Source organism: Stenotrophomonas sp. 82F1 (assembly GCF_056861525.1).
This window is the reverse complement of record NZ_JBSPUD010000029.1, coordinates 35,630-47,915: the sequence shown is the minus strand read 5'-3', so window position 1 is coordinate 47,915 and position 12,286 is coordinate 35,630. Positions and strand designations below refer to the sequence as shown.

The 12,286-nt window shown below is 67.9% G+C and carries 12 protein-coding genes; 9 read left to right on the top strand and 3 right to left on the bottom strand.

From position 1 onward, the window contains the following. Positions 1-34: 34 nt before the first annotated feature. The gene (locus tag AC13GI_RS20080; protein WP_099819467.1) at positions 35-688 is read right to left on the bottom strand and encodes a YceH family protein; all 654 of its coding nucleotides are present in this window, start codon (positions 686-688) and stop codon (positions 35-37) included. Positions 689-788: 100 nt separating this feature from the next. Between AC13GI_RS20080 and AC13GI_RS20075 the strand changes: the two genes are divergently transcribed. The 6 genes from AC13GI_RS20075 to AC13GI_RS20050 all read left to right on the top strand — a co-directional run bounded on the left by AC13GI_RS20075 (position 789) and on the right by AC13GI_RS20050 (position 7,738). Continuing rightward, on the top strand, positions 789-1,709 hold the full coding sequence (locus tag AC13GI_RS20075) for a 5'-nucleotidase, lipoprotein e(P4) family (protein WP_089241807.1): 921 nt from the start codon (positions 789-791) through the stop codon (positions 1,707-1,709). Beyond that, positions 1,706-2,431 (top strand): orotidine-5'-phosphate decarboxylase, encoded by a 726-nt coding sequence (gene pyrF / locus AC13GI_RS20070; protein WP_380657634.1) that lies wholly within the window; start codon positions 1,706-1,708, stop codon positions 2,429-2,431. Before AC13GI_RS20075 ends, pyrF begins: the two co-directional genes overlap by 4 nt. A 219-nt stretch (positions 2,432-2,650) precedes the next feature. Next, positions 2,651-3,475 carry a S1 family peptidase gene (locus tag AC13GI_RS20065; protein ID WP_482996323.1) on the top strand — a complete coding sequence of 275 codons (825 nt, stop codon included), beginning with the start codon at positions 2,651-2,653 and terminating at the stop codon, positions 3,473-3,475. A 317-nt stretch (positions 3,476-3,792) separates the two neighbouring features. Further along, positions 3,793-4,746, top strand: coding sequence for a hypothetical protein (locus AC13GI_RS20060; protein WP_380657638.1), 954 nt, complete (start codon positions 3,793-3,795; stop codon positions 4,744-4,746). Beyond that, positions 4,746-7,382: a glycerol-3-phosphate 1-O-acyltransferase PlsB gene (plsB, locus tag AC13GI_RS20055; protein ID WP_099819471.1), complete on the top strand. Its 2,637-nt coding sequence runs from the start codon at positions 4,746-4,748 to the stop codon at positions 7,380-7,382. The genes AC13GI_RS20060 and plsB overlap by 1 nt, the downstream gene beginning before the upstream one ends. Continuing rightward, positions 7,379-7,738: a hypothetical protein gene (locus tag AC13GI_RS20050; RefSeq protein ID WP_099819472.1), complete on the top strand. Its 360-nt coding sequence runs from the start codon at positions 7,379-7,381 to the stop codon at positions 7,736-7,738. The genes plsB and AC13GI_RS20050 overlap by 4 nt, the downstream gene beginning before the upstream one ends. A gap of 288 nt (positions 7,739-8,026) precedes the next feature. On the opposite strand, the gene AC13GI_RS20045 is transcribed toward AC13GI_RS20050, so the two are convergent. Continuing rightward, positions 8,027-8,230 carry a YdcH family protein gene (locus AC13GI_RS20045; protein WP_482996324.1) on the bottom strand — a complete coding sequence of 68 codons (204 nt, stop codon included), beginning with the start codon at positions 8,228-8,230 and terminating at the stop codon, positions 8,027-8,029. Positions 8,231-8,320: 90 nt separating this feature from the next. Here AC13GI_RS20045 and ttcA point away from each other — a divergent pair, with 90 nt between their 5' ends. From ttcA to AC13GI_RS20030, 3 genes are read left to right on the top strand one after another with little or no spacing between them, the layout of a single operon-like run. After that, positions 8,321-9,217, top strand: a complete 897-nt coding sequence (gene ttcA / locus AC13GI_RS20040; protein ID WP_099819473.1) for a tRNA 2-thiocytidine(32) synthetase TtcA — start codon at positions 8,321-8,323, stop codon at positions 9,215-9,217. A gap of 36 nt (positions 9,218-9,253) precedes the next feature. Further along, positions 9,254-10,159 (top strand): recombination-associated protein RdgC, encoded by a 906-nt coding sequence (locus AC13GI_RS20035; protein WP_089241793.1) that lies wholly within the window; start codon positions 9,254-9,256, stop codon positions 10,157-10,159. A gap of 59 nt (positions 10,160-10,218) precedes the next feature. After that, on the top strand, positions 10,219-10,998 hold the full coding sequence (locus AC13GI_RS20030) for a M48 family metallopeptidase (protein ID WP_482996325.1): 780 nt from the start codon (positions 10,219-10,221) through the stop codon (positions 10,996-10,998). 413 nt (positions 10,999-11,411) lie between these two features. On the opposite strand, the gene AC13GI_RS20025 is transcribed toward AC13GI_RS20030, so the two are convergent. Beyond that, positions 11,412-12,281, bottom strand: coding sequence for a methylglyoxal synthase (locus AC13GI_RS20025; RefSeq protein ID WP_099819475.1), 870 nt, complete (start codon positions 12,279-12,281; stop codon positions 11,412-11,414). Positions 12,282-12,286 lie beyond the last annotated feature (5 nt).

The following is a 12,286-nucleotide window of genomic DNA, read 5'->3' as shown; positions in this document are numbered from 1 at the left end:
CCACCGTGCCGACCAACGGTCGGCACCCACCGCCTCAGCCGCCGCGCAGTTCCGCCAGCTGGGCCTGCAGCTCGGCCACGGCCGCTTCCAGCTGGGCCACGCGTTCGGCCAGGCCGGGCTCGGCCGACTCGGCACTGCCGCCACTGCTGGCGTACTTCGCTGCCAACGCCGCGCCGTCCACTTCACCGCACAGCAGGTGCATGTAGCGGTCCTCGCGCTGGCCGCTGACGCGCGGCAGCACCACCAGCAGGGCACGCTGCTGCAGGCGTTCGATCGCGTGGCGGGCTTCGTCGGTATCGGCGAAGCGATGCAGGCGCTCGGCACGGGTGACCAGTTCGCCCAGGGTCTGCGGCCCGCGCAGCAGCAGCAGGGCCAGCAGCACGGTCTGCTGCCGGGTCAGGTCCAGCGCGCTCTGCAGGCGGTGCTCGTAGCGGTCGGCGCGCGAGGAGAAGTGCTGGCGGGCCAGGCCCAGGGTCTCCAGCTGGCGCAGCGCATGCTCCACGCTGCCGGCGCTCACGTTCATCACCGGCTCGCGGGCGGTCTTCTGGTTGGCGGCCGATTGCGCGGCGTTGACCGTCAGTGGGTAGGTGTCCGGGGTGGTGGCTTCCTTCTCCACCAGGCAGCCCAGCAGGCGGGCCTGTACGGCATCCAGCAGCGGAACGTCGGGGGTCTGGGCAGGATCGGTCATGGCGGCTTCCGGAAGACAACAGGTCAACCACCAAGCATAGCCGTCCCGGCGGTGCCTTTGCCGGTAAAATGGGCCGGTATATCTGATTGCCGGTGAATCCATGCGTCGTCCTGTGTCCCTGTCTTTGACCCTGCTCGCCACCGCGGCGCTGGGCCTGTCCGCCTGCAAGCGCGTGGAAGCGCCTGCCGAAGCCGCCACCCCGCAAGCGCCGGCCGCTGCCGCCAAGGCCGACGGCGCGCTTGACGCGACCGCCAACGACAACCTCAATGCCGTGCTGTGGATGCAGCGCGCGCAGGAATACAAGGCGATCACCGAGCAGACCTACCGCGCGGCCGCCGACCACCTGGACGTCGCGCTGAAGGAAGCCCACTGGGATGCGCTGGTGCCGGAAGAGCGCGGCAACGAGGCCAAGGGCCTGAAGCCGGCCGTGGTGCTGGACGTGGATGAGACCGTGCTGGACAACTCGCCTTACCAGGCGCGCCTGGTGCGTGACGGCAAGGAATACGACGAACTCAGCTGGGACCAGTGGGTTGCCGAAAAGAAGGCCAAGGCCATTCCCGGCGTGGTCGATTTCGCCAAGGCGGCCAACGCCAAGGGCGTGACCCTGCTGTACATCTCCAACCGCGCCGTGCACCTGAAGGACGCGACCCTGGCCAACCTGCGCGAGCAGGGCCTGCCGGTGGCCGATGACAGCGTGTTCCTCGGCTTGGGCACCGTGGTCGAAGGCTGCGAGCAGGCCGGCAGCGAGAAGAACTGCCGCCGCCGCCTGGCCGGCCAGAAGTACCGTGTGCTGATGCAGTTCGGCGACCAGCTGGGTGACTTCGTGGAAGTGACCGCCAACACCAATGATGGCCGCGACGCGCTGCTGCAGCAGTACCACGACTGGTTCGGCGAGCGCTGGTGGATGCTGCCCAACCCGACCTACGGCGGCTTCGAGCCGGCGCAGTTCAACAACGATTACGCGCAGTCGCGCCAGGCCCGCCACGACGCCAAGCGTGCCGCGCTGGACTACGCGCCGTGAGCCGCGCCCCGCTGCCGCTGCGTGACGACGAGCGTCTGATCTTCGCGCTGGACGTGCCTGACCGCGTGCAGGCGCTGGAGTGGGTCGACCGCCTTGGTGACAGCGTGGCGTTCTACAAGATCGGCATGGAACTGCTCGCCTCCGGTGAGTACTTCCAGGTACTGGACGAACTGGCGCGCCGCGACAAGCGGGTGTTCGTCGACCTGAAGTTCTTCGATATCCCCGCCACCGCCGCGGCGGTGATCAAGCGCCTGGCGCAGTGGCCGGTCAGCTACGCCACCATCCACGGCTGGCACCCGGCGATGATGGAGGCCTGCGCGGCCGCCAACGGCGGCGACATGCGCTTGTTGGCGGTGACCGTGCTGACCTCGATGGGCCGCCCGGACCTGGCGCAGATGGGCATCGACCGCGAGCCGGTGGAGGTCGTGGTCGAGCGCGCGCTGGCCGCACAGGCTGCGGGCATCGACGGCGTGATCGCTTCCGGCCAGGAAGCGGGTCCGATCCGTGCCGCGACCGGCGCCGGTTTCTCGATCGTCTGCCCGGGCATCCGCCCCGGTGGTCCGGTCGGCGATGACCAGAAGCGCACCGTGGGGGTGGCGCAGGCGTTTGCCGATGGCGCCGATGCCATCGTGGTCGGTCGTCCGATCCGCCTGGCGACCGATCCGCAGGCCGCAGCACGGGCGATCCAGCAGGAAATCGCGACGGCTTTGGCCGCGCGCTGATCCCCGCTCCGACGGCGGTCACGCTGGCACTACGAACGCCATCCCGCCGAATGCGGGATGGCGTTCGCATTTGTGCCTGTTGCCCTGACGCACCCGACCCCAGCCCGGGAAACTGTGCGCCACATCGCGCTGCGCGGTTGGAGCGGCCTCTATCACTCGATGCACCAGCACGGACCGCGGCCGTGCCGGTTCCAACCATCGACAGAGGAATACACGGATATGTATCGCAGCCCCTCTTTGCTGTTCGCCAGCCTGTTGGCCGCCGCCATCGTCTTTCCCGCTGCGGCGGCACCCCAGCCCCGCGAAGCGCCGCGCATCATCGGCGGCGAGGCTGCCAGGCCCGGCGACTACCCGTTCATGGTCAGCATCCAGCGCCTGTCGTTCGGTGACAGTGACCACGGTCGCCACTGGTGTGGCGGCACGCTGATTTCCCCCTCATGGGTGCTGACGGCCTCGCACTGCGTGGACGGCGATCGCCCCGCTGATCTGGCCGTGCTGGGTGGCGTCACTGCGCTGTCGACCGAACCGTCGGCACGCGCATCCAACGTCACGGCCATCCACATGCATCCGGCGTTCAACAGCGGCAATTCGCTGGAGCATGACGTCGCCCTGATCCATCTGGGTACGCCGTTGGCCGATGCGCAGCCGGTGGCGCTGCGGTTGCGGCCCGATGCCAGCTATCTGAAGCCCGGCAGGCAGTTCACGGTGATCGGCTGGGGCGACACCGATATCACCGACGGGCGGCTCTATCCCACCCAGCTGCAGACGGTGCAGACCCCGTTTGTGCCCTTCGCCGAGTGCCAGCAGGCGTATGCAGGCGAGTTGGCACGCGGCAAGGTCATCTGCGCCGGCCGCGAGGGGGTCGACAGCTGCCAGGGCGATTCCGGCGGTCCGCTGCTGCTGCGCCTGCGCGAGGGCTGGACCCAGTTCGGTGTCGTCAGCTGGGGCGAAGGCTGCGCGCTGGCCGGGTATCCCGGCGTTTATGCCCGAATCGCCGAAAAACATGCCGTAGATTTCATAGAAGCGGTCTGGAAACGCGATTGATTCAATGAAATCAATGGGTTGAGTGATGTTTTGTCATGTGTTGCGTTAACTTTGCGGGCAGCGTAGGATCGCCGCCATCCGGTCTTCGGGCCGGACATGCGCCACAACACTGTCCACCGGCCTTGCGCCGGTTTGAAGAGTCTGCGATCCCTGTGATCCGGGCTCTTTTTTTTGTCCGTCCGGTGCGGGCAGGACCCGTCGGCGCATGTCGTGAATCCACCGCGCAGCGCAGGCCATGGCGGAAACCGTGACGCCCCGGCTTGCCGCTGTCATGTCGCAGGCCGCAAGATGCGGACCGGTCCGGGGAGTCCGATTGCATGAGCGTGGTAGTGCGAGGAAGGTCTGCGCGGGGATGGGGGTTGGCGGCCATGCTGCTGCTGGCCATCGCCGCGTGCCGTGAATCCGGCAGTGATCCGGCCGCCGCGCCGGCCGAACCTGTCGCCGCCGTACAGGCGATGGCGCAACGGCTGGCCGAGGACGACCTGGTCGGCTACGCAAAACTGTCGGTGCCGCCCAGCCAGTACCAGCGCCTGCAGCAGGCCTGGGCCGATGGCCACAGCCAGTGGCCGCTGACCGGACTGCCGCTCGGCGACCAGCTGCTGCCGATGCTGGCGGCGCTGCGCGAGCCCGGCGCCACCGTGCAGCTGCAGCACAGTTTTGACCGCCAGCTGGCCGGCCAGGCCCGCGCCGTGCGCCAGGCCGCGCAGTCGATGGGCAACTTCGGTGTGCAGTACCTGCGGCACCAGAAGGGCTACACGCCTGGCCAGCAGGCGCATTACATCCAGCTGGTGCAGACCCTGGCCGCGTGGGCCCAGGACGCGCCGATCAGCGACCGCGCCAGGGCCCGCAGCAGCATCGCCGCGCTCGTCGGTGCCGCGGCCCAGGTCGGCTTCCAGGACGACGCCGGCCTGCAAGCTGCGGGGATGGAAGGCAGCCTGCAGCAGCTGGCGCCGTTCATCCACACGGTCAAGGCTGTGCTGGCCAGCTACGGGCTGGGCGTGGACGAGGCGCTGCGCAGCGTGCGCGGCGAGCTGTTGTCGGTGGAAGGGGACAACGCCCTGGTGCGCCTGCAGTACGAGCTTGCCGGCCGCGCAATGACCGTGCAGGTGCCGCTGAGCCGGCGCGAGGGCCACTGGTACCTGACCCGCACCCTGGCCGATACCGACGCCCTGTTGCGCCAGGCCGATGCCGCCCGCGCCGCCGCTGCTCCGGACCCTGTGCCCGCCCCCGCAACCGATGGGGAAGCGGCAACGCCATCGGCTAAGCCATAATGACGTCGATGTCGAAACAGAACCCGCTGCCGTTCCCCGGCGAAGAATCCCAGCCGACGCCCGCCGACACGGCGCCTGCGTCCCCCTCGACCGACGCCGGCACGCCGCCAGCGGCGACGCCTGTGCACGCGCGTCCTGCCGGTCGCCGCCCGCTGTGGGCGCGCCTGCTCGGGCGTCTGGTGGAACCCTGGCTGTCGCTGAAGATCGAGCCGGAAGACCCGGGCCAGTACAACGATGGCCGCCCGGTCATGTACGTGCTGGAAGACTACGGCCTGTCCAACGCACTGATCCTGGACAAGGCCTGCCGCCAGGCAGGCCTGCCGTCGCCGCTGGTGCCGCTGGCGGGTGACCCCACCGGCCGCAAGCGCGCTTACCTGGCGCTGTCGCGCCGCAGCTCCAGCAACTCGCTGATTCCCGAACAGCGCGGCGCCAAGACCCATTCCGATTCGCTGGCCAAGGTCCTGCAGGCCCATCGCGTGCGCGACGATCTGGACGTGCACCTGGTGCCGGTATCGATCTTCGTCGGTCGCGCCCCGGACAAGCAGAGCGGCTGGTTCGCCGTGCTGTTCTCGGAAAACTGGGCGCTGGTCGGCCGTTTCCGCCGCCTGCTCGGCCTGCTGCTGAACGGCCGCAACACCATCGTCCGCTTCGCACCGCCGATCTCGCTGCGCTCGACCATCGACGAGGGCCTGGAGCCCGAGCGTACGGTGCGCAAGCTGCAGCGCGTACTGCGTACCCATTTCCGCCGCATCCGCGAGTCGGTGATCGGTCCTGACCTGTCGACCCGGCGCCTGCTGGTGGACCAGGTGCTGGCCGCCGAGACGGTGCGTGAGGCGATCGCCTCCCAGGCCAAGCGCGACAACAGCAAAACCAGCGATGCCTGGAAGAAGGCGCACGCCTACGCCTGGGAAATCGCCGCGGACTATTCCAGCCCGGTGGTGCGCTCGGCAAGCTTCATGCTCAGCCACGTGTGGAACCGCATCTACGCCGGCGTGCTGGTGCACCACCTGGACAAGTTCAAGGCCGCCGCACCGGGCCACGAAGTGGTCTACGTGCCCAGCCACCGCAGCCACATGGACTACCTGCTGCTGTCCTACCTGCTGTACGACCGTGGCATCGTGCCGCCGCACATCGTGGCCGGCATCAACCTGAACCTGCCGGTGGTCGGCACCCTGCTGCGCAAGGGCGGTGCGTTCTTCATCCGCCGCTCGATCCGTGGCAACGCGCTGTACTCGGCGGTGCTCAGCGAGTACGTCGCGCAGCTGGTCGCAGGCGGCTATTCCATCGAGTACTTCGTCGAGGGCGGGCGCTCGCGTACCGGCCGCCTGCTGCAGCCCAAGGGCGGCATGATCTCGATGACCCTGCGCGCGTTCCTGCGCCAGCCGCGCAAACCGGTGCTGTTCCAGCCCATCTACATCGGCTACGAGAAGCTGATGGAAGGTGGCAGCTACCTGGATGAACTGTCCGGGCGGCCGAAGGAAAAGGAATCGATCTGGCAGCTGCTGTGGGGCATCCCCAAGGTGCTCAAGCAGAATTACGGCCAGGTGGTGGTGAACTTCGGCGAACCGATCGCGCTGAACGACGTGCTGGCCGAGAAGGCCCCGGAGTGGGGTGGCGAGGCGGTGTCCGAGGACGAGAAGCCCTCGTGGCTGTCGACCACCGTCGACACCCTGGCAGAGCGCATCCAGGTGCGCATCAACGGCGCCGCCGACGTCAATCCGATCAACCTGCTGGCGCTGGCCCTGCTGTCCACGCCCAAGCATGCGATGGGCGAGGCCGACCTGATCGCGCAGATCGAGCTGTGCAAGACCCTGCTGGTGGAGATGCCGTATTCGGGCCGGGTTACGGTGACCCCGCACTCGCCGGAGCGGATCATCGCCCACGCCGAAGAGATCAACGTCCTCACCCGCATCAAGCACCCGCTGGGCGACGTGCTCAGCGTCAGCGGCGATACCGCGGTGCTGCTGAGCTATTTCCGCAACAACGTGGTGCACCTGTTCACCGCGTCGTCGTGGGTGGCCTGCTGCTTCCAGAACAACCGCCGCATGAGCCGCACCGGCCTGGTCCAGCTGGGCCGCACGGTGTACCCGTTCCTGCAGGCCGAACTGTTCCTGCCGTGGACCGAGGACGAGTTCGCCCAGCGCATCGACCAGACCATCGACGTGTTCGTGCGTGAGGGCCTGCTGCAGAACGTCAACGAAGACGACGGCGGCATCCTCGCGCGCAACACCGGGCAGACCGACGAAGTGTTCCGCCTGCGGGCGATCGGGCATTCGCTGCAGCAGGCGTTCGAGCGGTATTACATCGCCATTTCGGTGCTGGTGAAGAATGGCCCGGGCACGCTCGGCGCCGCCGAGCTGGAAAGCCTGTGCCAGCAGGCCGCGCAGCGCCTGAGCCTGCTCTACGCGCCGGCCGCGCCGGAGTTCTTCGACAAGTCGCTGTTCCGCGGCTTCATCCAGAAGCTGCGCGAGCTGCGCCTGGTGTGGCCGGACGAGAACAGCAAGCTGCTGTTCGACGAGCGCCTGGATGCCTGGGCCAAGGATGCCAAGTTCATCCTCGGCCGCGAACTGCGCCACACCATCGAACGGGTCAGCCCGGAAGCGGCGCGCCCGGACGAACCGGCACCGCAGGATTGAACCTGCGGCGCCTGTCGGGCCTGGCCGCGTTGATCGCGGTCGGAGGCCTTGCGGTTGTTGCTTCAGTGCAGGCTGCAGAGGCCTGTGTGGACGATACCCTGCCGGGGCGACTAGCCGATGCGCCGGTGCGGCTGTGTGTCGAGGCAAAGGCCGGGCAACCGGCGCGCTACCGTCTGTGGCTGGCTGGCGAGGTGCGTATCAGCGGTGATGAACCGGCTGCTCGGCAGGGTCTTGCCGGGGACTGGTACGGCCATCCGCTGGGGCTGCGCTGTACCGGTGCTAGCAACGTGCGTCGCTGCGACCTGACCGTGGACGGCGAAGCGGCCTGGAATGCGGAGCTGGTGCTGCCGCGTTGATGCACGGCCCCATCCACGCATGGCGTGGATCTACCGGGATGTCCCGGCGTGGCGTGGATCCAGGTGTTGCCGGGTCGCGTCATCCACGCATGGCGTGGATCTACCGGGATGTCCCGGCGTGGCGTGGATCCAGGTGTTGCCGGGTCGCGTCATCCACGCATGGCGCGGATCTACCGGGATGTCCCGGCGTGGTGTGGATCCGTGTGTTGCCGGGCCGGGCCGGGCCATCTGCTTTCGGGGCGGCGTGGGCCTGCAGTAGATCCACGCCATGCGTGGATGGGCCACCGGTTACGCCGGTTCGTCCGGAATCTGCAGGCTTTCCAGCTTGGTGATGCAGTCCTTCAACTGCAGCTTGCGCCGCTTCAGCCGCTTGAACTCCAGCTCATCCTCGCCGTTGGCGGCCATGCGCGCGATCTGTTCATCCAGCGACCGGTGCTCGGCGCGCAGGGTGAGCAGGCGTTCGACGATTTCGGCGGGGTTGTAGGTGTCCACGGTCTCCGAGCATACACAGCGACGATGACTACCGGGAGAGGGGAATCCCGACCCCGGGTCCGGGCTGCCGCAAGCCGGTAGAATGGCGCCATGTCCGCCGTGATCTCCCTGCCCGATCCCCCGCAGCGCGCTTCGCGCGATCCGCGCGTGGCCGGGCACCGGGCGGACAAGCTGGGCAAGCACCTGCGCCGCCAGGTCGGCCAGGCCATCGCCGACTTCGGCATGATCGAAGCGGGCGACAAGGTCATGGTCTGCCTGTCCGGCGGCAAGGACAGCTACACCCTGCTGGACCTGCTGCTGCAGCTGCAGAAAAAGGCGCCGGTGCCGTTCGAACTGGTGGCGGTGAACCTGGACCAGAAACAGCCCGGTTTCCCCGAGCATGTCCTGCCGGAGTACCTGGCCGGGCTGGGCGTGCCGTACCAGATCATCGAACAGGACACGTATTCGGTGGTCAGCCGGGTCATCCCGGAAGGCCGGACGATGTGTTCGCTGTGCTCGCGCCTGCGCCGTGGCGCGCTGTACAACCACGCCAAGGTGCATGGCTTCAGCAAGATCGCGCTGGGCCATCATTGCGATGACGTGGTGGCGACGTTCTTCCTGAACCTGTTCCACCATGCCAAGCTGGCCGCCATGCCACCGAAGCTGCTCAGCGACGATGGCCAGCACGTGGTGATCCGCCCGCTGGCGTACGTGCGCGAGCACGACATCGCGCAGTACGCGCAGGCCCGCCGTTTTCCGATCATTCCCTGCACCCTGTGCGGCAGCCAGGAAAACCTGCAGCGTCGGCAGGTCGGCCTGATGCTCAAGCAGTGGGACCAGGACCATCCCGGGCGCATCGAACAGATCGCACGTGCGATGGCCGACGTGCGACCTGCGCAGCTGGCCGATGCCGCCCTGTTTGATTTCATGGCCCTGGGCCGCCGTGGCGATGCGGCGCATGCCGATGCCTGGCTGGCCGACGCAGTTCCCGAGACGCCTGCCGTTTAAGGTCGGGCGCCCTTCTTCTTCAGACACCGGAATTCCATGTTCTTTCGCAACCTGACGTTCTTCCGCTTCCCGACCTCCACTGATTTTTCCGAAGTCGATACCCTGCTGCCGCACGCCCTGCTGAAGCCGGTCGGCGCGCTGGAAATGAACTCGCGTGGTTTCATCTCGCCGTTCGGCCGCGAAGAGAAGGAAGCGCTCTCGCACCGCATTGCCGAACACCTGTGGCTGACCGTCGGTGGCGAGGACAAGATCCTGCCCGGCGCGGTGGTCAACGACCTGCTCGAGCGCAAGCTGGAAGAGATCGAGGAGAAGGAAGGCCGCCGCCCCGGTGGCCGTGAGCGCAAGCGCATGAAGGACGACCTGCTGCATGAACTGCTGCCGCGCGCCTTCGTGAAGTCCTCGCGCAACGACGCCTTCATCGACCAGTTGCACGGCTACGTGGTGGTGGACACCTCCAGCCGCAAGACCGGCGAGTACTTCATGTCCGACATCCGTGGCCTGCTCGGCAGCTTCCCGGCGATGCCGCTGAACGCCGAAGTCGCGCCGCGCTCGATCCTGACCGGCTGGATCGCCGGCGAGCCCCTGCCCACCGGCTTCAGCCTGGGCGAGGAGTGCGAGATGAAGGATCCTGTGGAAGGCGGCGCGGTGGTCAAGTGCCAGCACCAGGAACTGCGCTGCGACGAGATCGACAAGCACCTGGACGCCGGCAAGCAGGTGACCAAGCTGGCCCTGGTGTTCGAGGACAACCTGTCGTTCGTGCTGGGCGACGACCTGATCGTGCGCAAGCTGAAGTTCCTGGACGGTGCGCTGGACCAGCTGGAGCACGCGGACGAAGACGGCCGCCGTGCCGAGTTCGACGCCCGCTTCGCCCTGCAGAGCGCGGAGATCCGTCGCCTGTTCCTGTTGCTGGAAGAAGCCTTCAAGCTCAGCAAGGCTGACTGAACAGGCAGGCCGTCGGCCGCCGGTCATCCGGCGGCCCCGCACGGCGCTATGCTGGGAGCATGAGCCGTCTGCTGCGCCGCCTGATCTCGCCGGTCCCTGCCGCCACCGTACAGCGCGACACCGTTCGCCTGCGGCTGGAGGATGTCGAGATCGAGGTACTGCGTGTGCGCGATCCGCGCGCGCGCCGGATCAAGCTCAGCGTCGATGAGCGCGGTGCACGACTGACACTGCCGCCGCGTGCCAGCCTGGTGATGGGCGAGCGTTTCCTCGAACAGCATCGCGACTGGCTGGGCCTGCAGCTGCGCGTTTACCAGGGACACGGCCTGCCCGCCGCGTTGCAGCCCGGTGTTGAAGGCGTGCTGCCGCTGCGCGGCGAACTGTTGCCGCTGCGCTGGCAGGAAGGGCGCTACGCGCGGTTGGAAATCGACGAACACGGTGCCTGCGTGCAATGGCCGAGCCGCGGCGGCGATGCGACCCTGCGTCGCCTGCTGCGCGAGTTCTACGAAGCACAGACCCGCGCCGATGTCGGCCGCTGGCTGCCGAAGTACCTGCCCGGCCTGCCGCGCGCACCCAGCCGCCTGCGCTTGAAGGTGATGTCCTCGCAATGGGGCTCGCTGGCCCCCGACGGCAGCATGGCGCTGGATCTGGCCCTGGTACTGGGCAGCCCCGCCGCGTTCGAGTACGTGCTGGTGCACGAACTCTGCCACCTGATCCAGGCCAACCACTCGCCCGCGTTCTGGCACGAAGTGGAACAACGCTTCCCCGACTGGCGCGAACAGCGCGACTACTTCCAGCTGGAAGGGCGCAGATTGAAAGCAATGCTTCGGCAGCTGCTGTAGCGCTGTGATTTTGTAGAGCCGAGCCATGCTCGGCTATCGCGCGCGGCGCGGATGTTCAGCCACCGCGACCAAGAGCAGCCGAGCATGGCTATGCCGGTCGTCCTGACCGGCACCCTCCGGGCCGTCGCAAGCGACGTTGGCAGCGGCTCCTGCCGCTACCTTCGGCACTACAAAAGCGCGCGCAGCGCGCGACCCGCGTTGCTCCTGCTCTTCTTTTTCTCTTCCGTGGTGAGCACGGAAACCCTCCGTGGCCGGGCGGGGTGGGTTGCGCAGGGGCGTGAGCCGCATGGATGCGGCGACCGAGCTTACATGGACGTACTTGCAGCGACCCCTGCGCAATCCACCCCGCCCGGCCAACCACGGCTTTTGATTTGAACGGCCACCACGAGGGGCTCAGCCGTTGGCCGAAAACCTCATCGACCCACGCGCAATGCCGCCGCCTCGGCCCATCGCGCCGCCACCCGCGGAGCGGTGATGCACACCGCCTGATCGGTCACCGTGGTCACCGCCCGCTCCAGCAGCTGGATGTCCGCCTCGTGCTGGCGCGCCACATGCGGATCCTCGAAGAAGATCGCGCGCTGGCAACGGCCTTCCAGCACGCGGTCGGCAATCTGCGCGTCGCCGCCCATCGGGCCACTCTGGTAGCGCGTCACCCACGCCGTATCCGCGGGCCAGCCGCGGCTCCAGGCCAGCTCGTTCAAGCGCTGGCCGGTGGTGCCGGTGGCTACCCGTTCGCCGAAGCGCGCCAGCACGTCGAAGTGTTCATCGGCGAACGCCAGCATCGCCGGCTTCATCGCATCGTGCGCGATCAACGCCAGCGTCTGCCCTTCGAACGCATGCAGGTCGTCGGCGCCGGCATCGGCAGCCAGGCCCGCATGGACGCGCTCCACCTCGATCCAGTCGCGGGCGGTGGCCACGGTGGAAATGAACGGCTTGCCGTGGATCACGCACTGGCGCTTGAGCGCGGTCGCCTCGGGGAACACCGAGGAGGGGTCGACCGGATCCATCAGGTAGACCGCACCGTCCAGCGTGCGCTCGGCGCCCATGCCCACCACTTCGGCCACCAGCTTCATCAACCCGCCTTCGCGACCGTACGGATAGCGCTGCAGGCCGTCGTAACCGGCAAGGAAACCGTTGCGCTGGATCGCATCGTGGGTACGGCCGACCGCACACAGGGTCACGCCCAGTTCGCGCAGCCCGGGTTCGCTGGCGCGCAACCAGCGGAACAGTGCCGCGCGCGCGTCGTGATGATGGAGACGGTTGGCGGCCAGGCCGATGCGCATCGAAA